At 57.9% G+C, this 23,216-nt stretch carries 21 protein-coding genes; 16 read left to right on the top strand and 5 right to left on the bottom strand.

Annotated features, from left to right (window positions below):
• The 4 genes from KGZ89_08575 to KGZ89_08560 form a co-directional block, all read left to right on the top strand.
• On the top strand, positions 1–696 hold a 696-nt coding region (locus KGZ89_08575; GenBank protein MBS3974904.1), incomplete at its 5' end, for an NAD(+)/NADH kinase.
• A gap of 8 nt (positions 697–704) precedes the next feature.
• Positions 705–2,357, top strand: a complete 1,653-nt coding sequence (gene recN, locus KGZ89_08570) for a DNA repair protein RecN (protein MBS3974903.1) — start codon at positions 705–707, stop codon at positions 2,355–2,357.
• Positions 2,347–3,468, top strand: a complete 1,122-nt coding sequence (locus tag KGZ89_08565) for a hypothetical protein (protein ID MBS3974902.1) — start codon at positions 2,347–2,349, stop codon at positions 3,466–3,468. Before recN ends, KGZ89_08565 begins: the two co-directional genes overlap by 11 nt.
• 13 nt (positions 3,469–3,481) lie before the next feature.
• Complete coding sequence (locus KGZ89_08560) at positions 3,482–4,330, top strand: copper transporter (GenBank protein ID MBS3974901.1); 849 nt, start codon at positions 3,482–3,484, stop codon at positions 4,328–4,330.
• 22 nt (positions 4,331–4,352) lie between these two features.
• Here the strand turns inward: KGZ89_08560 and KGZ89_08555 are convergent, their stop codons facing one another.
• Positions 4,353–5,069: a glycosyltransferase family 2 protein gene (locus tag KGZ89_08555; protein ID MBS3974900.1), complete on the bottom strand. Its 717-nt coding sequence runs from the start codon at positions 5,067–5,069 to the stop codon at positions 4,353–4,355.
• Positions 5,030–6,604 carry a murein biosynthesis integral membrane protein MurJ gene (murJ, locus tag KGZ89_08550; GenBank protein ID MBS3974899.1) on the bottom strand — a complete coding sequence of 525 codons (1,575 nt, stop codon included), beginning with the start codon at positions 6,602–6,604 and terminating at the stop codon, positions 5,030–5,032. The genes KGZ89_08555 and murJ overlap by 40 nt, the downstream gene beginning before the upstream one ends.
• A gap of 122 nt (positions 6,605–6,726) precedes the next feature.
• Between murJ and KGZ89_08545 the strand changes: the two genes are divergently transcribed.
• The 12 genes from KGZ89_08545 (at position 6,727) to KGZ89_08490 (ending at position 21,441) form a co-directional block, all read left to right on the top strand.
• Positions 6,727–7,242, top strand: coding sequence for a GNAT family N-acetyltransferase (locus KGZ89_08545; GenBank protein ID MBS3974898.1), 516 nt, complete (start codon positions 6,727–6,729; stop codon positions 7,240–7,242).
• A gap of 2 nt (positions 7,243–7,244) precedes the next feature.
• Positions 7,245–9,587, top strand: coding sequence for a hypothetical protein (locus KGZ89_08540; protein MBS3974897.1), 2,343 nt, complete (start codon positions 7,245–7,247; stop codon positions 9,585–9,587).
• Complete coding sequence (locus KGZ89_08535; protein ID MBS3974896.1) at positions 9,584–10,516, top strand: hypothetical protein; 933 nt, start codon at positions 9,584–9,586, stop codon at positions 10,514–10,516. The genes KGZ89_08540 and KGZ89_08535 overlap by 4 nt, the downstream gene beginning before the upstream one ends.
• 55 nt (positions 10,517–10,571) lie before the next feature.
• Positions 10,572–12,185, top strand: coding sequence for a CTP synthase (locus tag KGZ89_08530; protein ID MBS3974895.1), 1,614 nt, complete (start codon positions 10,572–10,574; stop codon positions 12,183–12,185).
• A gap of 7 nt (positions 12,186–12,192) precedes the next feature.
• The gene (locus KGZ89_08525; protein ID MBS3974894.1) at positions 12,193–13,311 is read left to right on the top strand and encodes a M20/M25/M40 family metallo-hydrolase; all 1,119 of its coding nucleotides are present in this window, start codon (positions 12,193–12,195) and stop codon (positions 13,309–13,311) included.
• Between the two features lie 84 nt (positions 13,312–13,395).
• Complete coding sequence (locus KGZ89_08520; GenBank protein MBS3974893.1) at positions 13,396–14,397, top strand: DUF3866 family protein; 1,002 nt, start codon at positions 13,396–13,398, stop codon at positions 14,395–14,397.
• A 66-nt stretch (positions 14,398–14,463) separates the two neighbouring features.
• Positions 14,464–15,597, top strand: coding sequence for an alanine dehydrogenase (gene ald, locus KGZ89_08515; protein MBS3974892.1), 1,134 nt, complete (start codon positions 14,464–14,466; stop codon positions 15,595–15,597).
• Between the two features lie 13 nt (positions 15,598–15,610).
• Positions 15,611–16,495 (top strand): tyrosine recombinase XerC, encoded by an 885-nt coding sequence (locus KGZ89_08510; protein ID MBS3974891.1) that lies wholly within the window; start codon positions 15,611–15,613, stop codon positions 16,493–16,495.
• Between the two features lie 120 nt (positions 16,496–16,615).
• Complete coding sequence (locus KGZ89_08505; protein MBS3974890.1) at positions 16,616–17,689, top strand: BMP family ABC transporter substrate-binding protein; 1,074 nt, start codon at positions 16,616–16,618, stop codon at positions 17,687–17,689.
• 143 nt (positions 17,690–17,832) lie between these two features.
• Positions 17,833–19,398, top strand: a complete 1,566-nt coding sequence (locus KGZ89_08500) for an ABC transporter ATP-binding protein (GenBank protein ID MBS3974889.1) — start codon at positions 17,833–17,835, stop codon at positions 19,396–19,398.
• Positions 19,395–20,495 carry an ABC transporter permease gene (locus KGZ89_08495; protein ID MBS3974888.1) on the top strand — a complete coding sequence of 367 codons (1,101 nt, stop codon included), beginning with the start codon at positions 19,395–19,397 and terminating at the stop codon, positions 20,493–20,495. Before KGZ89_08500 ends, KGZ89_08495 begins: the two co-directional genes overlap by 4 nt.
• Positions 20,488–21,441 (top strand): ABC transporter permease, encoded by a 954-nt coding sequence (locus KGZ89_08490; protein ID MBS3974887.1) that lies wholly within the window; start codon positions 20,488–20,490, stop codon positions 21,439–21,441. The genes KGZ89_08495 and KGZ89_08490 overlap by 8 nt, the downstream gene beginning before the upstream one ends.
• Positions 21,442–21,619: 178 nt before the next feature.
• On the opposite strand, the gene KGZ89_08485 is transcribed toward KGZ89_08490, so the two are convergent.
• The 3 genes from KGZ89_08485 to KGZ89_08475 all read right to left on the bottom strand — a co-directional run bounded on the left by KGZ89_08485 (position 21,620) and on the right by KGZ89_08475 (position 23,157).
• Positions 21,620–21,871: a hypothetical protein gene (locus KGZ89_08485; GenBank protein ID MBS3974886.1), complete on the bottom strand. Its 252-nt coding sequence runs from the start codon at positions 21,869–21,871 to the stop codon at positions 21,620–21,622.
• Between the two features lie 3 nt (positions 21,872–21,874).
• Positions 21,875–22,900: a DUF4349 domain-containing protein gene (locus KGZ89_08480; protein ID MBS3974885.1), complete on the bottom strand. Its 1,026-nt coding sequence runs from the start codon at positions 22,898–22,900 to the stop codon at positions 21,875–21,877.
• Positions 22,901–23,010: 110 nt separating this feature from the next.
• The gene (locus KGZ89_08475) at positions 23,011–23,157 is read right to left on the bottom strand and encodes a hypothetical protein (GenBank protein MBS3974884.1); all 147 of its coding nucleotides are present in this window, start codon (positions 23,155–23,157) and stop codon (positions 23,011–23,013) included.
• Between the last annotated feature and the right edge of the window lie 59 nt (positions 23,158–23,216).

Here is a 23,216-nt window from a genome sequence, read left to right as displayed (position 1 = left end):
CCGCCCGCCGAGATAGGCGTACCAGTGCTGACTGTCGCCTTGGGCGGAGATGGCACGATCCTCAAAGCCGTGCACCTGCTCGGCGATGTCGAGGCACCGATACTCGGTATCAATCTCGGGCGTCTCGGCTTTATGACGGGCGCTTCGGGTACGCATCTCAAAGAGGTGGTTTCCTCGGCGCTGGCCGGTGAAGGCCGACTGGAGCGCAGGACCACGCTACAGGCCGAAGTGATCATGGACGGGCGCGTGACCGGGCGATACAGGGCGCTCAACGAGATTATGGCGAGTCGATCGGATGCGGGAAGGGTCATCGAGATCGCTCTTGATGTCAATGGCACCAACATGACGACATTTCGCTGTGACGGGCTTATTGTGGCTTCCTCCACCGGATCGACCGCGTATGCGCTCTCGGCGGGCGGGCCCATAGTCTCTCCCGAGGTCCGGTGTCATATAGTGATGCCCGTTGCTCCTCATACGCTTGCGCAGAGGGCTTTGGTGCTCTCGCAGAACGACATTGTGGATCTGCGCTTTCCAAACCCGGCCAGGAGAGATGCATGCCTTCACGTTGACGGCCTCGTGATGCCGTGCCGAAGGGCGATCGAACGTATCTCGGTAACTAGATCCGATCATGAAGTCCTGCTCCTGAAGCTTGAGGGACGGGATTTCTTTGAAGTTGTGCGAAACGAATTTTTTTAGGAGGCAGAGTGCTAAGCCAGTTGCACGTTCGCGATCTGGCCCTCATCGAAGAGATCTGGCTCGAGTTCAAGGAAGGCATGAATGTGCTTTCGGGCGAAACCGGTGCGGGCAAGACGGCGTTGGTAGAGGCCTTGAAGCTGCTGGCGGGTGCCCGCGCGGACTCCGGCATGATTCGCGCTGGCTCGCAGGAGGCGTTGGTTGAAGGCGTCATTGAGCAAGATGGCCGTGAAATCCTCGTCAAGCGCCGATTGACCACGGATGGAAGATCGAAGTGCTCTATCAATGGCGAGATATCTACGGTAAGAGGCCTTACTGATCTTCTCGGCCCCATGCTTGACATGCATGGACAACACGAGCATCAGGCCCTGCTGAACCCAGCTACCCACGTCTCCTATCTCGACAGGTATATTGGCGATCATGCCGTAGTCTCGCTGGCCGCTTATGTATCTGCGAGAGGCACCTATCTTTCGGCCGAAAAGGCGCTCGCTGGTCTCGTGCGCTCCCTCGAAGCCTCTAATCGGGAGCTCGAGGACTTGAGGTTCCTCGTCGCCGAGATAGACGCCGTTGCTCCCCAAGCGGGCGAGGACGAGCAGATCAGCTCTGAGGTAGCCGTTCTTCAGCACAGTGCGCGTTTGACCGAGGCGGCGGCCGAGGCGCACGCTTGGCTCAGTGACGATGGTGGCCTGACCGACTCGGCCAGCAAGGCCTTACACGCGCTTGCTCGGAGCACAGGGATCGATGCTCGTCTCGATCAGCTAAAAGACAGGCTTGAGGATGTGCTTTCCGGGGTGCACGATATCGGGTTTGAGCTCCGTGATTACATCGAGAAGCTTGCGCATAACCAGGAGGAGCTCGAGGCGCGATATTCACGCCTGGCGGCATTGACTGACCTGAAGAAGAAGTACGGATCGACCATCGAAGAGGTGCTGGCACGCCATGCCGATGCTATGCAAAGACTCGAGTTCATAACGGATGGGGAGTCCGGCCTGGCGCAGGCCAGGGCCGTACTTGACGCGGCGCGATCCGACTATGAATCCTCGGCTGCCACCCTCGCTGCACTTAGGGAGGGATCGGTCGGGGAGTTTCTGGAAAAACTGCACGATGCGGCATCGGACCTGGCAATGGAGGCTGCTCGCTTCGCTGTCTCCATCACGCAGTTGCAGTTTGGGGCGTGGGCGACAGATGGCCCTCATCGAGTCGAGTTTACCTTTGCCCCGGGACCCGATCAGCCGTTTCGTCCTTTGGGGCGCATCGCCTCGGGAGGAGAGCTTTCCCGCGTGATGCTTGCCTTGAAAAGCGTGCTGGGCAAGGCTGACAGGGTTCCGATTCTTGTATTTGATGAAGTCGATGCGGGAATAGGCGGTATGACGGCAATCTCCGTAGGCAAAAGGCTGAAGACTTTGGCAAGGGAGCACCAGGTGCTTGTAGTCACTCATCTTCCACAGGTGGCGGCGTTCGCCGATGAGCACCTGGTAGTGAGCAAGTCAGTCGATGACGGCAAGGTTCGCACTACCGTTGCGACCGTGAAGGGTGAAGCCAGAGAGGGCGAGATCGCTCGCATGTTGGCAGGCAAAGACAGCGATAAGGCTCGAGCCCACGCGCGCGAGCTGCTTTCTAGCGCTTCAGAAGCCGAAACCGGAGGCGGAAGCCATGCGGCTTAGCGGGATCGCCAAAGTAGACAGAAGCACGAAGGTGCTTGTCAAGCGCCTCGGACACGATGATATTGCCGTGATCGATCATGTCGACATTGACAGGGTAAGCGCAGAGGCTCTCCTCGGCACAGGGGTAGAGTGTGTCATCAACGCTTCAAAGTCGATTTCGGGCTCGTACCCGAACGAGGGTCCCATCATTTTGGCCAGGGGCGGAGTGCACCTGCTCGATGACGTCGGCCAGGACGTACTCGAGAGGGTTTGCGAGGGACAGACCGTCGAGATCATCGACAACACAGTCCTGGTTGAAGGTGAAGTTGTTGGATCCGGTAGATGGCTGACGGTGGAGAGTATCGAAAGCGCTATGACCGATGCCGGCAATAAGCTGGGGGATCAGCTTCACAAGTTCACTCGCAATACACTTGCTTATCTCGAGAAAGAGAAAGAGCTTTTCACCAAGGCCGTAAAAGTGCCAGATACCGACGTCGAGTTGGCTGGCCGACATGTGCTGGTTGTGGTGCGGGGGTACGACTACAAGCAGGATCTTGATGCTCTGAGGCCTTATATCCGAGAGATGCGCCCTGCGCTAATAGGCGTGGATGGTGGCGCAGACGCCATCTTACAGGCAGGATTTATCCCGGACATAATCGTCGGGGATATGGATTCGGTAAGTGATGATGCGCTAAAGTCGGGCGCGCAGATTATCGTTCATGCGTATGCTGATGGCCGAGCGCCAGGGATGGAGCGCATTGAATCCCTAGGTCTTTCGGCTACAACCTGGCCGCTCCCGGCTACCAGCGAAGATCTCGCGTTGCTTTTGGCCTACGAGTCAGGGGCGGAGTTAATTGTGGCCGTTGGCACGCACGCTAACCTTGTAGAGTATCTTGATAAAGGGCGCAACGGGATGGCTTCGACCTTTCTTGTGCGTTTGAAGGTAGGCCCAAAGCTGGTGGACGCAAAAGGGGTGAACAAGCTGTATCGCTCCACCGTGCGCACCTCGGATTTACTGTTGCTTTCGCTTGCAGGCATGGCGGTTGTAGCGGCGATTATCACGATATCACCAGCAGCCCAGGAGATTCTGGCTTTAGTTTTGTTGCGTATCAGGGTGTGGCTCGGAATTTAATCGAAAGGAAGCGATGATGTATAACCTTCGCTATCATATCGCCTCGCTCGTCGCGGTGTTTCTGGCTTTGACGGTCGGACTACTACTCGGCACCATCGTGGCCGAGCGTGGCGTGCTCGACGCCCAGCGTGGGGCTCTTGTCGAAGGCCTTCAGCGGGATTTTACCGATCTGCTCGAAAGAAACACCGAGCTTGCCAATGAGAACAGCAGCATGCTCGAGTTTATAGCCGCGATTTCACCGGGTCTGACTGCCAACGCGCTTGAAGGCAGGCAGGTGATTGTGGTTACCAGTGAAGCCGATGTGAATAACTACGAGACTATCGCCGATGCGATAGTCGCAGCAGGCGGACTGCCCACGCAGGTAGTGCTGATGCACGAGAACCTGGGCCTTGCGAGAGCGGAGACAACGGCTGCGCTCTCTCCGATGTTCGACATTACCGCGGAGAACTTGAGGTCGTCGGTGGTAGCCTCGCTCGCCGCCGAGTGGTCTGCTCCAGGCCCTCGGCCTGTCACGTCAGCGCTTAGAGCCGCAGGTGTGTTGGGTGGAGATGTCCTGCCTGAAGCCGTAGCGGCGCAGGGCTTTGTTACTATCGCGGTGCGGGATGGCGCTCCTGATCTCGCAGGACTGGAGCTTGCCGAGCAGATCAAGTTACGCAACCTGCCCGCCGCAGGCGTCGAGGTGGTCGGTTCAGAAACAGGGCTTGCTGCAACGGCCGCAGATAGCGGCCTATCGGCTGTCGACCACTTGGGGACACCAGAAGGAGCCTACTCTCTGATCACTGTGCTGTCAGGTCAGGCTCAGGGTTACTTCGGAGTAGCGGACACTGCCGATAGCAGATTCCCTAGCGTGCCCGGCCGCTGACGCATTACCCCTTCGGCCAAAATCACCGTCGCTCAAAAGCTAGGCGCAGTAGCGCCAACGCTACATGCAAGAACTGTCGGCCGCGGTGGATAATGCCCGATATGTCCCGACCAGTGGCGGCGTGACGCATCGTAGTGGGAACTTCGAGCAACCGCATTCCTTGGCGCAGGGCCCTGATCGTTAAAGCAACCTCCACGCCGTACCCTGAAGCAAACGGCAACACGCAGCGCAGCGCCTCGGCGTTGATCGCTCGCTGCCCCGATAGCGGCGCATTGGCGTGAAATGGACCACCCAGGGATCGGATTCCAAAGTTCGCCAGTCTCATCACAAAGCCAAATCCGGCTTTTGTGGCAGGCTTTGGAAACTGTGCGATCGTCATGTCCGCCTCGCCATCAATCACAGGCTTTAGTAGCAGTGACACCTGAGAGGCGCTCTGCTCCAGGTCGGCATCGAGTAGCACCAGAATGTCAGGCCATTGAGACAGGGAGTCGATGCCGGCTTGCAGCGCCGCGCCCTTCCCTGAGTTGTGAGCCAGAGAGATAACCTGGGCTCCGGCGTTTCTGGCAGCCTCGGCCGTTGAGTCGCTCGACCCGTCATCGATGACGCTGACGGCGTTGATCTCGGGGATTTCAAGGATCGCTTTGACCGTCGCCGCAATGCGCCGCTCTTCGTTATATGCAGGGACTAGGGCCACTACTTTCACTGTTTTGAGCTCCTTTTTTGTCGCCCGATCTTGGATAGCCCCTTGCGGACTAACTCTTCTCCGTACGAGAGCTCTTGCACTCGCAGGAGCCGGGCTGCCCCCCAGGTCACGGCCAGGCCGGTGATGCCTCCTGCCAAAACAGTTGCGAGAGCGATTTTCGGAAGCGCATCAGGGTTAGGGAATGCCTGCGCGACACCAAAAGCCGCACCGCCGCCAATCGCTGCGGCAATCGCGATCTTCACTATCGTTTTTACTACAGTCCCAGCCCCGAAGTTGCCGATCTTTCGGCGCAACAGATAGGCGAGGAGAATAGCGCTCATCGCATAAAACACCGCATCAGAGATCGGTATGCCAACAAGTCCTATACCCGCAAAGCCGAGCGCACCGGTGGTAAGTACGGCGTAAAGCCCTACGTGCACTACGGTGAGCCCAAGATTTGTGAGCATAGGGGTGCGCGTGTCTTTCAGGGAATAGAAGGTCTTGAGGACGAACATGAAGCTTGCAAAGAAGAAAAGCCCCGATGCCCACCACTGGAGCACCGCCGCGACCTGAGGGACATCTTCGGCGGTGAACTTTCCGGCTCGGTATAGCGTTATCAGTGGATGCGCAAGCGCTATCAGCAATGCCGAGGCGGGCAGTATAAGCATCGCTGTGGCTCGAATTCCTGTCGTGAAGCGTGTCCGGAACTCTTCGAGGTCCTGTCTTCCGGCGGCATCTGATAGCTCCGTGAAAAACGCGGTTGCCAATGCTACCGCGAGAATGCCATAGGGCAGCTGGTAGAACATCCATGCATAGCTTAGTGTCGCAGGGCCATCAGCGGCGACATCGAGAGCATAGGCGTTTCTAAACGATACCGCGACGATGTTGGTGATCACGTATATCACCGTCGGCAAAGCCATCTTGCCCATAGCTTTTAGCCCCGGGTGGGAAAGGTCGATTCTCCATGTGTACTTTGGCCTAAGAGCGATCAGGCTCGGAAGCTGCACTCCAAACATCACGAGGACACCCAGAGTCGTACCGATCGCCAAAGTCCACTTAGCGGCTGTTGGATCGACGCTTACAATCTGGGTGTATGCGATGAGGGTCGCGATCACTGTCAGGTTGTTGAAAGCCGGGCCGAGCGCCGGCCACAGGAAGCGCCGATGGGCGTTTAGTAAGCCTGATATTACGGCCCCGGCACCATAAAAGGCGACCTGAATCGCGAATATCTGGAAGAAGAACACTATCAGGGCGGCGTCTTGTGCGTCCGTCCGGAAGGTCTGGGTCCAGACGACCTGCTCGGCAAAGAAAATTGCAAGCGCAGCAGCAGCTCCCAGCGCCAGTACCGTGATGTTGAACAGGTAGCTGGCGTATTTCCATGCGTCTTCTTCGCCGTACTGCTTCAGGCGCTCCATAAATATCGGAATAAACAGTGAGGAGATTATTCCGCCTGCCACAAGCTCGTAGAGCATGTTGGGAATGTTATTTGCTACATGGTACGAGGCCGCTAGCGCTGTTACGCCCAGTGCGTAAGCTGTGGCCCAGACGCGTACGAAGCCCGTGATCCGGGAGAGCCCCGTAGACATCGACATTATCGCTGTCGATCGCGCAATGGTCGGACGAATAATCTTGACCTCCTCAGGTAACGCCTGAATAACATCGATGTGCCGCCTGCGAGTATACTCATATATTAGGCTATCGCATGTGAAAGGGAATGCTTGTGAAGATATTGGAGATGAACTCATCAACGGCCCGCGGAGTCAGCGCGCTCGTCAAAAGGGTGTTTCCCTTCGAGGGGCATATATCTTCCTGGATATATACAACCCCCGAAGGTTCACTGTTCCGAAAGATCGGGCTTGGGGCAGTTGGCATTAGAAAGGTAACGGTCGTATGGGCTGCTTTAGATGACAGAGGCAACGTTGTGGGAACGATAGGCCTGTTTCGTCACCGCTTCGATGCCGATGAGGCTTTTTGGTTGACATATTTCTGCGTTGCGCCCGAAGCCAGGGGCGCAGGCGTTGGCAGTAGACTTCTCGATCGCGCCATCGAGCGGGCCAGGCAGGATGGCGCCGATTATTTGCGTCTGTACACCTCGGACGCCTCAGATGAGGCCGATGCTCAGCGGCTCTACGAAAGTCGAGGGCTTCATGTTTACAAAACGATGAATCTGATCTTTTACAATATTTTGTTCAGGGAAAAATCACTGGGCGATAGCGAAAGGGTGGCTTGAGGGTGAGCAGAGTTCATGTAAGGCTCTCCGCGATTGCACTAATCGCCGTTTTGCTCTTTTCGGGCACGGCATCTCCTGTTCTTGCCAGCGCGGAATCGCCGAAGACCGACACTGTCGTACTGGTGCTGGCTCCATATCTGACATGGGACGATGTCATGGGCGAGGATGCGCCGAATTTGCGCTTTCTAGCCGAGAACGGCGCTGTTGCAAGCTTGAACACGATCAGTCGCAACAGGCTTGCACTCAGGCGAGATAATCCGGCCCAGGCGGCACTGACATACTCGTCGGGAACGTGGGCGGCCGCCGATCCCAGAGCGGCTGAAGCGTACAGTATCGACGAGCGCATACTCAGTGGCCTGGTGAAAGATGTCTACACCCGCACCATGGGAGTTGACGCTGGTGGCGCAGAGGTTGTCTTTTTGGGACTGCCGAGAACTCAGCGACTGAACGACAGATCTCCGACTCTGGATGTGAAGGTAGGCTCGCTCGGTCAAACCATCGTCGAAGCTGGCGGGGCTACAGCCGCGATCGGCAACTCCGATTTCGGACTGACTGACGATGAGGCCACACATAGGCGCCCGGCGGCGCTCGCCGCCATGGACACTTCAGGAAGGGTGCGGTTTGGAGATGTATCACAGCGGCTATTGAAAGGGGATCCGTTCTCACCCTTCGATGTCGTAGCTGATCTGGGCAGTTACAGCTCCGCTTTTTCGCAGGCGATAATCTCTCTTGAGGCGGCAGGCGGTCCGGGTCTGCTGGTAGTCGATCCCGGCGATCTGACAAGAGCTGAACACGCTGCGCACGATTTTGCGCCCAAGGTTGCCGCCGCCCATAGAGCCCAGGCTATAAGCTCTCTCGATGCGCTGCTGGGGATGATTCGCGCTGAGATGCCTAAAGACGCCGCACTCATGGTCGTTGGCTCATCCACTTCGTTCGCACTGACTGACAGAAGTCCGTTCGCTCCGTTCATCCTCTACTCTCCCGAGCGGCCGGATTGGAGTGGCATGGCGATGTCATCTTCGACGAAGCGTGACGGGCTGGTTGCAAATTTGGACGTTGCCTCGACGGTGGCTTCGCTGCTGGGTATCGAAAGACCTGTCTCGGCGTTGGGAAATGCGGTAACAACAAGTGGCGCTGGCGAACCTCTTTCGGAGCGCATCGAGAAAATTCAACACCGCGACGCCGTCTCTGTGGCGATTGAGGGCGCGAGGGCGCCGACCATCAACGGATTCATTGCTCTTACGATGCTGCTCTTCGGGATATGCGTGCTTCTGTTGTTTCGGATGAGGCTTCTCTCGGAGAGGGCCAGAAGCGTGGCTGGCAGGGCGGCAAGCATAGGACTGCTCTTTATCGTGGCGGCTCCCGCAGCCTCAACGTTGATGTTCGCTGTGGGTATGGATCCTGTAACTTCCGCCGAGGCAGTATTGAAGTTTCTCGCGGTCGCTTTAGGTATCGGCGCGGTAGCTTCTCTGATGATTTTTTCGCGATACACGAGAGTGGCGCTTGGAACCACAGCCCTTGCTACAGTACTCCTGCTTGTGCTGGATCAGTGGCTCGGCGGTCCATGGTCCTTCACGGGGATACTTGGCTTTTCGCCGTTGGTTGCAGCGCGCTACTATGGGCTGGGCAACGAAGGCGCCGCAATTCTAATGGGCGCTTTAATTGTCGGCTCGGCCCTGATCTTCGATGAGTTTGCCGACTCTCGCATAGCGCGTTTTGTCAGGCGCTGGCTGTTCCCAGCGGTCGGGGTATTGGTGGTTGTCACGGCCTCGGCCCCGTTTTTGGGCGCGAATGTGGCCGTTGCTCTCTGGGGCCTCGTTGCAGTTGGGATATTTTGGGCGCAGGCCAATCGTATCAAGATCGACTGGAAGCTGGCGGTCGGAGTGCTTGTTGCGGCTATCGTGATGATAGCCGGGTTCGCGCTTTTCGATATCTCCGCCGATATGGGCACCCAAACTCATCTTGGCCGGGCGCTTGAGAGCGCACGGCAAGGAGGTCTCGGCGAGCTCTGGACGATCGTGGAGCGCAAGGCCGCTACCAATTTAAGAGTGCTGACCACGACAAACTGGTCTTTTGTGCTTATTGGAGTGCTGCTTTTCCTGGGGTATATGCGCTGGCGTCCGCAGGGCGACTTTGCCGAGACGCTACGGGAAAATCCTGCGTTTTCGGCGGCTGTGACAGCATTGCTTGCCGCCGGAGCGGTTGCCTACCTGACCGAGGACTCCGGTATTGTGATCCCCGCATTGATGCTTGTATATGTCGGAGCCGGCATACTCTACTTGATGATCAGCCGCCTGGCCTTTCAGTCAAAGGCAGAACCTGAGCATGAGGGAGATCTCAAGTGACATACTTTGCTGATCTCGCGACGGGAGTCGTTCTTGCCATAGTCGGCGGATGGCTTGTGCCGCTCGCCGGAATGTCATTGCTGGTTCCAGCGTTGAGGGATTCAAGGCTAAAGGTCGCCAACTACCGCGGCGCCGAGGTGTTTCTCGGGCTTGGACTGGTGTGGGTGTTCTGGGTTGCAGGTGTCCGTATTTTTGGTCCAGCGGGTGCCACCTCATTCGTCGTTATCGACGGCGGGATCTCTAGTGCGGCAGGAGCGGTTGCTGTCGCCGCCGCTGCCCTGACAGTCACGTGGGCACTGCTGTTCGGGCTGATCGATGATGTGTTCGGGACTTCCGGCGATAAAGGGTTCAAGGGGCACTTCACATCTCTTGCCCGCGGTCGCTTGAGCACGGGCGCCCTCAAGGCGTTTGGCATCGGACTTGTCGCGCTGGCGGCAGGCGCGCAAATCGCTTCGCGGCGGGAGCTTCTCGGCGTGGAGTATGCGGTCGTACTGATCTGCTCGGCGGCGATGATCGCTCTTTGCGCCAACCTCGTGAACCTGCTCGATTTGCGGCCCGGCCGAGCGATCAAGGGATATGGCGTACTGTGTGTAGCAGGCGCCTGTGCACTCGCTTTCCCGCTCGGGGGAGAGGTGCTCTTGACAGTGGCCTCGACCCTGATCGCGCTGGTTTGGCTTCTCGGCCCTGTGATCGCGGTGGCTCGCTGGGATTTCGGCGAGGAGGGCATGCTCGGTGATGCTGGAGCGAATGCAGCTGGAGCCCTTGCCGGCTTCGTGCTGGCGTTTGCCCTGTCGACCGGCGCACTTGTGGTTGCGACCATCATCTTGCTGGCGCTAAACGCTCTCTCCGAGCGGGTTTCGTACTCGCGTCTGATTGAATCAAATTCGATGCTTTCACGTATCGATTTGTGGGGGCGACAATCACGTTGACTCGCGTATAGTGTCAGATAGAAAAGTTGGTTACACGGGAGGCGGAAAGGGCAGTATGGCGAAATACGTGTTCGTGACGGGCGGAGTGGTCTCCTCGCTAGGGAAAGGAATCACCGCAGCATCCCTGGGGAGACTCTTGAAGTCCAGGGGGCTGAAGGTCTCGATTCAAAAGCTCGACCCCTACCTGAACGTCGATCCCGGCACTATGAGCCCATTTCAGCACGGAGAAGTTTTTGTCACGGACGATGGCGGCGAAACCGATCTGGATCTCGGACACTACGAGCGATTCATAGACGAGTCGCTGACTCGGAATTGTAATGTCACCGCCGGCAAGATATACCAGTCTGTCATCACCCGCGAGAGGCGCGGTGATTATCTCGGCGGCACGGTTCAGGTTATTCCGCACGTCACGAATGAGATCAAGGACCGCATAAAGCGTATCGCCGAGGATGCCTCTCCGGATGTCATTATCACCGAGGTAGGCGGGACCGTTGGAGATATAGAATCGCTGCCGTTTCTCGAGGCCATCAGACAGCTTCGCAGGGAGCTCGGCAGGGATAATTCTTGCTTCATCCATGTCACTCTGGTGCCGTGGATCGACGCGAGCGCGGAGCTCAAGACCAAGCCGACCCAGCACTCCGTTCAGGAGTTGCGTGGTATCGGAATCCAACCCGATTTCATCGTTTGCAGGTCAAATCGGCCGGTTGATGAATCCACTCGCAGGAAGATCGCGCTCTTTTGCGATGTCGATCCGAACGCGGTAGTCGAGGCAATAGATGCTCGCAGCATCTATGAGGTGCCACTGAACCTTTCTGCCGAGCGCCTGGACGAGATGGTTATCGAGCGCCTGGGGCTTGTTTGCGGGCAACTCGATCTGAAGGAGTGGACGAACTTTGTGGTGCGCTCTCAATCCATCGACAAGGAAGTAGACATCGCCTTGGTCGGCAAGTATGTTGCGCTTCCAGACGCTTACCTGTCTGTGACCGAGGCGCTCCAGCACTCGGGCACCTGGCACGATCACCGAGTGAAGGTGCACTGGCTCGACGCGGAGTCCCTGAGCCCCGAAGATGTCGGTCAGACGCTGGCGAAATTCGACGGAATACTGGTTCCCGGCGGATTTGGTATCCGCGGGATAGAGGGCAAGATCCGGGCCGCATGTGTGGCGCGTACAACAGGAATGCCCTATCTGGGGATATGCCTGGGCATGCAGGTCGCGGTCGCTGAGTTCGCCCGAAACGTCGCAGGGCTTCCGGGCGCAAACTCAAGCGAGTTCGATCCAGTCACCGAGCATCCAGTAATCGACCTCATGCTCGACCAGCGCGAGGTCAAAAACCTTGGAGGCACGATGAGGCTCGGCACCTACCCGTGCGCTATAACGCCAGACACTCTGGCGGCCGCGGCGTATGGCGAGAGATTGATCTACGAGCGGCATCGGCACAGGTATGAATTCAACAACGCATACAGGGATCGGCTGACCAGCGCGGGGATGGTGATCAGCGGGCTTTCGCCCGATGGTCGCCTGGTGGAGATGATCGAGCTACCGGAACATCCCTGGTTCGTCGGCGCGCAAGGCCACCCCGAGTTCAAGAGCCGGCCCTCTCGGCCAGCGCCGTTGTTCAGGGATTTTGTGGGCGCGGCTGTTCGCTATCGCGATTCGCGCCAGGGCTGATACGGTTGTGAGCGACAGGATCCTGGACACCTTTCTGGACCTGGTGCGCATCGACAGCCCCGTTCGCAGCGAGCGTCAGGTGGCCCAGTACTGCGCCGCGAGATTCTCCGAGGCGGGAGCGGCAACAACGTTCGATGAAAGCGCGGTCATTACCGGCTCGGACACGGGTAACCTGATCGCCACGCTGCCTTCCCGCGAGTGCGAGGGGGTAGTGATTCTCTCGGCGCACATGGATTGCGTTGACCCGTGCATCGGTGTTACCCCGGTGATCGAAGACGGCGTGGTCCGCTCTTGCGGTCAAACCGTGCTTGGCGCTGACGACAAGGCGGGGATAGCCGTCATCATAGAGGCCGTTCGCGCACTTGCGGATAGCTCAGAACCGCATCCCGAGATAAAGGTTGTGTTGACCGTCGCCGAGGAGAAGGGGCTCGCCGGCGCGAAGGCGCTATCTCCCAAGGCGTTTGAGGGGGATGTTTGCCTGGTGCTGGATGCGGCCGGATCACCCGGTCAGGTTGTGGTCGGGGCTCCAACTCACTATACCTTCGAGGCTATCTTCACAGGCACATCCGCTCATGCGGGGATCGCTCCCGAGGAAGGGCGCTCAGCTTTGGCGATGGCCGCTAGCTCGGTGTGCGCCATGGAGCTTGGACGCCTCGACGAATCCACGACCGCCAACATCGGCGTGATCGAGGGAGGAACTGCCACAAACGTTGTACCTGCCTCGGCGCGTATGACAGGTGAGTGCCGCTCGCTCTTTCGGGAAAAGGTCGAACAGGCTCGGAGCTCGATGGACGAGAGCATGCGAGAGAGCGCCGAGAAACTCGGCGGTTCTGCCGAGGTCAATTGGGTCCTCGAATATGAAGGCTTTACGGTAAGCGACGACGCGCGTTATCTGCCGCAGGTGCTGGACGCCTGCCGCGATGCCGGAATCCCGCCTGTCAAGGTCACTACGGGCGGAGGTAGTGACGGGAGCATCTTTGCTTCGAGAGGAGTGTCGACCTTCGTTTTGGCGTGCGGAATACGCGATGCGCACTCGACAACCGAGCACATAGCGATAGACGACTTGCGAGTCACGCTCGAAATTGTGTTGGCGTTTATCAAGCGCCTGAGCAAGGAGTCGATGTAATTGAGGCTGGAATGGGGAGAGGTAATCGAGGTGGCTCGCGAAGGCGATTCCATCCAGCACCTGGAGGTCTCACTCGACTCGGGCTTGAGCGGTTCGGCTATCTGTTACACGCGATTGAGTGGGCCGTGTGCGATCGGCGATCGTGTTTTGCTCAACACCACAGCGGTCAGGCTCGCCTTGGGCACTGGCGGCCGGCATTTCGTCGTCGCTCGTGCCGACAAGTTGGCGGGCGTGGCGTACGAGGACGACTCGACGGGGCATATCATGAAGGTGAGGTATACCCCTATGCAGCACGATGTCCTCTCCGTTGAGGAGCAGGGCAGCCCCCATCACGAGGTCATGGCCACCGCCGAGGATTTACTTGGGCTTCCCGTCGCATGTTGTGGCCTGCACAGCCAGGCCCCTCTTGTGGCAGCCGCGGTAAAGTCGAGCTTCCCGACGGCGAAGGTGGTCTATGTGATGACGGATCAGGCCGCGTTGCCGATCGCTCTATCGGACGTCATCAGGAGCTCTGTAGACTCGGGGTTGATCGACTCGACGATAACGTGCGGTCAAGCATTCGGCGGAGATCTCGAGGCAGTGAATTTGCACTCCGCGCTGCTTGTGGCAAAGCACGTCACCAAAGCCGATGTGGCAATCGCCGCGATCGGCCCTGGAGTTACGGGCACGGCCACGCCTTTTGGCCATGGTGGCGTCGCTCAAGGTGAGGCGATTAATGCGGTAGCGGTGCTTGGTGGGGCGCCGGTCGCGGTGCTCAGGATGTCGTTTGCGGACTCGCGCAAGCGGCACCGGGGCGTGAGCCACCACACCCTTGCGGCGCTTTCGAAGGTTGCTCTCGCCAAGGCGTATGTGGCGGTTCCACGATTGCCGGGTGAGCAGGCTGGCATAGTCGAGCGAATGCTTGAGCAATCCGGTGTGTGGCATCTGCATAAACAGGCTCTGGTCGAGCAAGCACTCGCACCTTCCTTGCGCGACGTGGAGGTGCGTACAATGGGTCGTGGCCCAGGTGACGACCCGGCGTTTTTCCTGGCCGCTTTTGCGGCCGGTGAAGTTTGTGCGGGATTGGCGTTAGGTCGGGAGTATTGAGTATGCTTGCGTTTTGAGTCTCGAGTTTTCATTTTTTTGGCACACCCGGAAGAGGAGGAAAGGCCCGTGATAGTCGGAGTACCCAAAGAGATAAAGAACAACGAGTTTCGGGTGGGCTTGACACCCGGTGGTGTCGCCGAGTTTGTCGCGCACGGACATGCGGTGCTCATAGAGGCCGGCGCGGGCGTTGGCTCTTCATTCAGCGACACAGAGTACACCGCTGCCGGCGCCCAGATGGTCGCTTCGGCGGCAGAAGTTTTCGAGCGCGCCGATATGATCATCAAGGTAAAGGAGCCTCAGGCCGAGGAGATCGAGCTATTGCGCCCGGGGCAGATACTCTACACGTTCCTGCACTTGGCTCCCGATCGTCCTCAGACCGAAGGCCTCGTGAAGTCAGGGGCGATATCTATCGCGTATGAAACAGTAGAGCTTCCCAACCGCTCACTCCCGCTGCTTGCTCCGATGTCGGAGGTCGCCGGCAGGATGGCAGCCCAGGTCGGCGCGGCGTACCTTCAGAAGCCCAACGGCGGACGTGGAGTTCTCATGGGTGGGGTTCCCGGTGTACTTCCGGCGAAAGTCGTTGTCTTCGGGGGTGGAGTAGTCGGCACGAACGCCGCTTATGTGGCGATGGGAATGGGCGCGGACGTTACCATAATGGACATCAATCTGGATAGGCTTCGTTATCTCGACGAGATATGGGGAAATCGCATCCGGACCATGTATTCCAGCAAGCACAATATCGAGCAGATCATCACCGAGGCCGATCTGCTGATCGGCGCTGTGCTTCTCATCGGCGCCAAGACGCCGTTTTTGGTCACGCGAGACATGCTTTCCGCGATGAAACAGGGCGCGGTTATAGTTGACGTGTCCGTAGATCAGGGAGGCTGCATCGAAACCACAAAGCCCACTACACATGCCGATCCCACCTACTTTGTAGATGGCGTCTTGCACTATGGCGTGGCAAATATGCCAGGCGCCGTCCCGCACACCTCCACCCTGGCGCTGATGAACTCCACGTTGCGCTATGGTCTGGCGATAGCGGACAAGGGCTGGAAGCAGGCGGTACTCGACGATCCTTCGCTTGCCAAAGGGGTAAATGTGCTCGATGGAGCGGTCACCTATCAGCCTGTAGCTGAAGCTCACGACGTGGCGTACACGCCTCTATCGGAGATGATCGGAAGTGCGACAGCATCTCGATGATTTTATCGCCCATATGACTGTCGAGCGGGGAGCCTCGGCTCACACCGTGGACGCATATCGCCGTGACATCGGCAGCTACCTCGATCTTCTCGGCGATCGTGGGGTGTCAAGCGTCGATCACATAACCTCAGATGATGTGCGGGCGTTCATCTCAAAGCTTTACCACGATGGGCTGGCGCACAGCTCGACAGAGCGAAAGCTGGCATCGGTGAAGAGCTTCCACAAGTTCCTGGTGCGAGAAGAGGTAACCGCTAATCACCCGACATCCGACGTTCCGCTGCCGAAGGTGAGCCAGCGGCTTCCCGAGGTTATCTCGGCGGATCAGGCCGAAGCGCTGCTCTCTCAGCCCTTTGAGCCTACGTTTGCGGGGCACAGGGATCGGGCGATCCTCGAGGTTCTGTACGGGTGTGGGATGCGGGTAAGCGAGCTTATCGGCCTTGACATGACCTCACTGGACCTGCAGGAGGGCTTCATCCGCGTGTTCGGCAAAAACTCCAAGGAGCGCGATGTCCCTGTCGCCGGAGCTGCGCTGCGGGCGCTGGAGGAGTACCTCGCTTCCGGGCGACTCTTTCTTCGCGGGAAGGGTCGTCGCGGCGGGATCGAGCCTGCCGCTGTTTTTCTGAACTGCCGAGGAGGAAGAATCTCCAGGCAGGCCGTTTTCGGCATAGTCCGAAAGTACGGCCGTCGTGTCGGCCTGACCCTGCATCCCCACGTTCTTCGGCACTCCTACGCCACCCACATGCTGGAAGGCGGTGCAGATCTGAGGGTTCTTCAGGAGCTTCTCGGCCATGCCGATATAGCGACTACGCAGGTTTATACCCACGTGAACAGGCGTCATATTCGCGAGGAGTATATGTCGACCCACCCGCGCGCCAGAGTTCGCTCGGCAGGTCGGTGATCTATGAACGTCTCTTGCGCACACGCCATCAAAGCCTGTTGCCTCGCTGCGTCGAATTAGGTGTATAGTGAATAAGTACCGTAAGTTTTTGTATTGTCTACGACAAGGAGGACGATGCGCGTGAACGGTCGGACACGTAAGCTTCTCTCAATGGTGGTGGCGCTCGCTCTGATCGCCGCGGTGTTCGCGGGGTGCGCTCCGCAGGAGACCCCTCAGCCGGAACCGGAGGCCCCCGGAGTCGACTTTTCGGCGGCCATGGTTACCGACGTTGGAGGGCTTGGCGACAAGTCTTTCAATGACATGGCTTGGGCGGGTCTTGAAAGAGCTCGTGATGAGCTGGGTGTTGAGGTCAAGTCTTTGCAGTCAAACGAGATCGCGGATTATGAGCCAAATATCGATCAGTTGGCCAACGCTAACTTCAACGCGATCTTCACAGTCGGGTTTCTGATGACCGATGTCACCAACAACAAGGCGCCGGAGTATCCGGATGTCGTTTTTGGAGGAATCGATCAGTTCTTCGAGGCCCCGGCGTCAAATCAGGTCGGCTTGCTCTTCAAAGAGAACGAGGCTGCTTACTTGGCCGGCGTTGTGGCTGGACTCGCAACCTTGGATCAGACCCTGGATGAGCGCATCAATGATGCCAACACGATCGCTTTTATCGGCGGTATGGACATTCCGCCAGTGGAGAAGTTCGAGGTCGGATTTATTGCGGGTGCGAGATCTGTCAATCCGGACGTCAAGGTGATCTCCCTGTACGCGGGCGACTTTGACGATCAGGCAAAGGGCAAGGAACTGGCGATGTCCGCCATCGGTCAGGGTGCGGACGTGGTCTTCGCGGCTGCCGGCCTTACCGGACTGGGCTCCATTACTGCAGCCCAGGAGAGAGGCGCATTGTTTATCGGCGTTGACGCTGACCAGTATTTGACAGTTCCCAACTCGGGTGATGTCATGCTCACCTCGGCAGTCAAGCGCGTTGATGTAGCAGTGTTCGAGACGATCAGAGCGGCCCTGGAAGGCACCTTCGAGGGTGCTCAGAACATCTCCTTCGGCCTTGCCGAGGAAGGTGTAGGCCTGGCGCCCTTCCATGATTTTGACGACAATGTATCGCAGGAAATCAAGGACGCTGTGGAGAAGGCACGTGAGGATGTGCTCTCCGGCGCCGTGGCCGTTCCTCAGACGAGAGATGAGCTGTAAAGACAAGGAGTCAGTGATACTTGGCATCGGTTATGCTGGTGACGTATCTGGCTGATTCGACGTAAGGGCGACTGGAATGCGATGACGCGCCGGTCGCCCTTACGCTTGTATGCGGCGTCCGATATTTTTGACGGGAAACGATGATGAGTGCTGCCCTGCTTGAGGTTCGTGAACTGACGAAGCGCTTTCCAGGTGTTCTGGCAAGCGATAGAGTCTCGTTTACCTTATCCGAGGGTGAGATTGTGGCCTTGCTTGGGGAAAACGGGGCCGGTAAATCTACGCTGATGAAGATCGTCTATGGGTTGCTCAGTGCGGATTCTGGTGAGATTCTGCTTGACGGCAACCCCGTCAATATTCGGTCTCCTCGAGCCGCGATCGATCTTGGTATCGGCATGGTGCACCAGCATTTTATGCTTGTTGAGCCCTTGTCGGTTACGGAAAATATTGTTTTGGGCCACGAGCCTGCGCACCCGGGCGGAGTTTTGGATATGCGCAAGGCCCGACAGGACGTCATGGAGCTTTCTCGGCGATACGGACTCCGTGTCGATCCGGACTCCATCATCCGTGACCTGCCAGTAGGCATGCAGCAGCGGGTCGAGATATTGAAAGCTCTTTACCGAAGCGCGAGGATATTGATTCTCGATGAGCCAACAGCGGTGCTGACACCGCAGGAGGTAAAGGAGCTCTTTTCTGTAGTGCGCTCCCTGGTAGCCGAAGGGCTGTCGGTTGTATTCATTACCCACAAGCTCGAGGAAGTGATGTCGATCGCTGACAGGGTTTTAGTCATGCGAGACGGGCACATTGTTGGCGAGACTCGACCGGCTCAGACAGATACAGCAGGCCTCGCGCGATTGATGGTTGGCCGCGACGTGGTCTTCAGGGTTGAGAAGAAGCCGTCGGAGTGCGGAGAGGCACTGCTCGAAGTCACTGAGGTTTCTGTGCCTGACGAGCGTCGACTTGAGGCGGTGCGTGGAGTATCCTTTAGCGTCTGTGCGGGTGAGGTGGTGGCGATAGCGGGTGTCTCCGGAAACGGCCAGAGTGAGCTCGTCGAGGCTATCACCGGTTTACGCAAGGTCTCAAGTGGTACCATCAGATTGTCCGGCAAGGACATTACCGGAGCCTCTGTAAGGCAGACGATCGCGGCGGGTGTATCCCATGTGCCTGAAGATCGTCATCGTAGAGGCATGGTGCTCGAGTTCAACCTGTCAGACAATATCCTCCTCGGCGATCATCGGAATCAGCCCTTCTCCCGATATGGAATCCTGAACCCAGAATCTATTAGAGACACCGCCAAAGAGCGAGTCTCTGAGTATGATGTGCGCACCCCTTCCGTCGATGTGCCGGGCACCTCGCTCTCAGGCGGCAATCAGCAAAAGCTGGTTCTCGCCCGTGAGTTGGGTCGCGACCCGAAGCTGCTTGTCGCCGCTCAACCTACCAGGGGACTCGACGTTGGGGCAATCGAGTTTGTTCACAAGCAGATTCTTGCCGAGCGTGATTCCGGCACGGGAGTTTTGCTGGTATCGCTTGAGCTCGAGGAGATTCAGTCACTAGCCGATCGAATTCTCGTGATGTATGAAGGCCGGATAGTCAAGGAGTTTCAGGCAGGAGAAGCAAGCGACGAAGAACTCGGTTATTACATGACCGGGGGAGGCGGCGAGAAGTTGACTGATAAAGCGAGTCAATTGCCACGGGAAGAGAGTAACCGATGATCTCCAGCGAAAAGGAGGTACGCGCAGCCAGGATCCGAGCAGCGCTTGAGCATGTCGCAACGCCGTTTGTCTCGATCGCACTGGCCATGCTTGTGGGATCTTTAATCATCTGGCTGGTCGGCTACGATCCCGGCAAGGCCTTCCTTGCCCTGCTCGACGGCTCGTTTGGCGGCCCGCGTCAAATTGGCGACACGATGCTTCGCGCAACTCCGCTAATATTCACCGGTCTCGCGGTGGCTTACGGATTCAGGGCTGGGTTGTTCAACATTGGCGCAGAGGGCCAGCTTTTCATGGGCGGCCTGGTCGCCGCCTGGCTTGGCCTTTTGCTTGCCGGCTTGCCACCTGTCGTCACGATCCCCACAATTATCGTTGCCGGAATGATCTCGGGAGCCGCATGGGCGTTCGTGCCCGCGGTTCTCAAAGCCCGGGTGGGCGCTCACGAGGTAATCACCACAATGATGTTTACCTTCATAGCGCGGTACATAGTCTCGTGGCTTGTTACCGGCCCTCTTCAGGCCGAGGGGGCGATTCCGCAGACTAAGGAGCTTCCACCAGAATCAACTTTGCCAAGACTCGTGGAGCTTATGCCCTTCCTGGAGACGGGACGCGCTCACGTTGGGTTCTTTATGGCTTTGGCGTTTGCGGTGTTCGTTTGGTGGATACTCAAGCGTACCACTTTGGGTTTTGAGGCCCGAGCGGTTGGCTACAATCCTTTTGCCTCCGAGACAAGCGGCATATCCGTCTCATCGACTACCGTCAAGTCGCTTTGCATCTCAGGCGCACTGGCATCCATGGCGGGAGTCATGGAGGTGATTGCGGTACACGGCCGGCTGTTCGATCAATTCTCGGCGGGCTTTGGATTTACCGGAATCGCGGTTGCGCTTTTAGCGAGAAACAATCCGCTCGCTGTCGTCGCAGCGGCCATATTGTTCGGAGCGTTGTCCGCGGGCGCCGGAACCATGCAGATGCAGGCCGACGTGCCTCCGGAGGTAATCTTCATAATTCAGGCCCTGATAATCTTTTTTGTGGCCGCGCAGCAGCTGGCTCGCTGGGTTGTCAGGCCTCTGAGCGGCAAAGGGGAGGCAAAAGGTGCTTAGCGATATACTCGCCCCCGATCTTTTTGCTTCGGCAATTCGAATCGCAACTCCGATTGCCCTTGCCGCGATCGGCGGCGCCATCTGTGAGCGGGCCGGTGTGGTGAACATCGCGCTCGAGGGAATCATGCTTTTCTCGGCGTTCATGGGTGTGGTCGGGGCCACCTTCACAGGGAGTGCGTGGGGAGGCGTCGCGGTAGCGGTTGTAGCGGGCTTGTCGCTGGCGCTCGTTCACGCGTTCGCTTCGATCACGCTCAAGACCGATCAGGTTGTCTCGGGCACGGCTATAAATATTTTAGCTGGCGGCCTGACCGGATTTTTCATGGAAGTGATCTTCCAGCGCCCTGGAACCACCGACCCGGTGACGCGACTTAGCCCGTTACTGGAATTGAATGGGCCGACAACAGGGTATCTGGCAGATATCTGGGTGTGGATCAATACGACGCTGTTCAGCTACACCCCTATCGTTTACATTGCGATTTTGATCGCTATCGTTGGGCAGTGGGCCATGTTCAATACGCGTTGGGGATTGCGTCTGCGAGCGCTCGGCGAGCATCCGCAAGCCGCGGACACGGTCGGTATCAACGTGTATCGCGGCAGGTATGTAGCTGTGCTCATGAGCGGCGCTTTGGCTGGTCTGGCCGGAGCGAATCTGACGCTGGAGCAGGTCGGGTCGTTTACCGAAGGAATGACCAACGGTCGCGGTTTTATCGCTCTTGCCGCAAACATATTCGGCCGCTGGACGCCCGCGGGGTCGTACGGCGCCTCGCTGCTGTTCGGCTTTGCGGATGCGCTTCAGATCAAGTTGCAGCTGCTGCGTGATGTAGTTGCTATTCCATCACAGTTTTTCCTGATGCTACCCTATGTGCTGACCGTGGTTGTCCTCGCGGGTGTTGTTGGCAGGGCTGTTGCGCCCGCGGCTGTGGGTAAGCCTTACGAGAAGAGCTGACATGGTGATGCGAAAAGGCAGTTTCTCACTACCAGCCACTGTGTTTTGGGCGGGAACCTGGGCGGTAGGGGTCGCGATTGGCGTGGCGCTAGGAGCCTGGATTACCGTCGTATCAGGTGAAGGCGCACCGGGTGTGCAATCACTCGATATCGCCGAGGACCTACTGATGCTTCCAGCGCTAGCCGGAGTGGCGGTCTTCCTGTTGTATCTCTCTGGAAGCGGTCTCGTCGCCTTGGTGAGAGTGCGCACGGTGCCGAAAAGCTCCGACGATCACTAGTGCGATCACAAAGACTACCGCCGCGATAATGTCTTCGGGAATATCGGGGCTGAAATCGAAGCCCCTGCCGATCGATCTTATCAGGTAGGCGGCGGCCGGAATGGCAACCGCCGCCCACAAGGGGATTTTGATCTTTGGTCTCAGTAGGCCCATCGCTTAAGCGGCGGGATCCTTGGAGCCCGAGACCGCCTTCATGGCGCGCCTCCTGTTGAGGTAGAGGCGCAGTACCAGCGCTGCAAGCGCCAGAATGATGATCACCGGCGTGAGTGCTCCGAGCAACACGATCAATGTGTTGATGGTGCGCACGAAGGCTCGAACAGACTCGGTCAGTGCCGCTACGAAGCCCCAATCTTCACCGGTCGGACGCACGATGGGCTTTGGTCCAGTAAGCTCTATCGTGACAACAGAGTGTGCCGCTTGCCTTTCCAGGTAAGCTATTTGCGCTTGCATCGACTCGATTTCTCCGCGAATGCGGGACAGCTCTTTTTCAACCGCGAGCATCTCGGTCACGTTCTTAGCTTTTGCGAGAAAGTCGCGCAACTGAACCTCGCTTGCCTGCAGGTTCTTCAGCCGAGCATCGAGATCCAAGTGTTCCTGCGTCACGTCACTTTGGGTTTCCGCGTGGCGCAGCACGGCTCCGATCTCTGAAATCGTTGCTATAAAGGTTTCGAGGTTTTCAGCGGGCACCCTGACCGTGAGGTATCCGGAAATAGGAGCTCCGTCCATCGCCGTCACTTCGGATTGCCTGTAGATTGGGAATCCTTCGTCGGTGCTCACATTCAGGTCTATTATGGTTCCGTTGTGCTCTTTCGCCGCCGCCCTGAGTGATTCAACCGCAGAATCGATCGCATCGACACCAAGACGCATCTCGACGCGTTGGACGATCAGTCGATCTTCCTGGGGAATTGCAGATGCATCAGGACCGGCGCCCGGAGCAGGGGCAAGAAGGATTTCCGCCTGCGGGTCTCCATAAGGGGTCATGTCAGGCGAGACTGCCCGATCTCCATCGGCGGCCGTGTCCTGGTATATCATCGGCTCCGGCGTTCCGAGATCTGTTCCCGCGCCTTCGTCTGTGGAAATTGCCGAGCACCCCGTTACCAGAAGTGTCAAGGCGACGAATGCCGCTACCAGATAGAGAATCGGCGAATATTGAGGGAGTTTTACGCTTTTCGATCTTTCCACTTGGTCCTCCAAATGTCTGCTGGATTATTCGCTATCAGCAACACTGACGCCCTCTGCCTAGGTTGGCAGGAGGGCGTCGGACACAAAGACAGTGGAAACTACCTACCAGCTTATTCGGACTTGTCTTCGAGCTTCTTCATTTCCAGGGCTGCATAGACACCCAGTGCAATACCCATGGCGACCACTATGAAGAAAGCCCACCACATCGTGATCCACAAAGTGCCTGCAACATTGGCTCCGAACAGGGCTCCGACCATGAAACCTTCACCTCCGAAAGCGGGTTCGACCTGATTTAGATTCTACTCCCACTTTGCAA

It is taken from the genome of Actinomycetota bacterium (assembly GCA_018334075.1).
Classification (GTDB): Bacteria; Actinomycetota; Coriobacteriia; order Anaerosomatales; family UBA912; genus JAGXSC01.
This window is presented reverse-complemented; position numbering and strand designations above follow the sequence as displayed.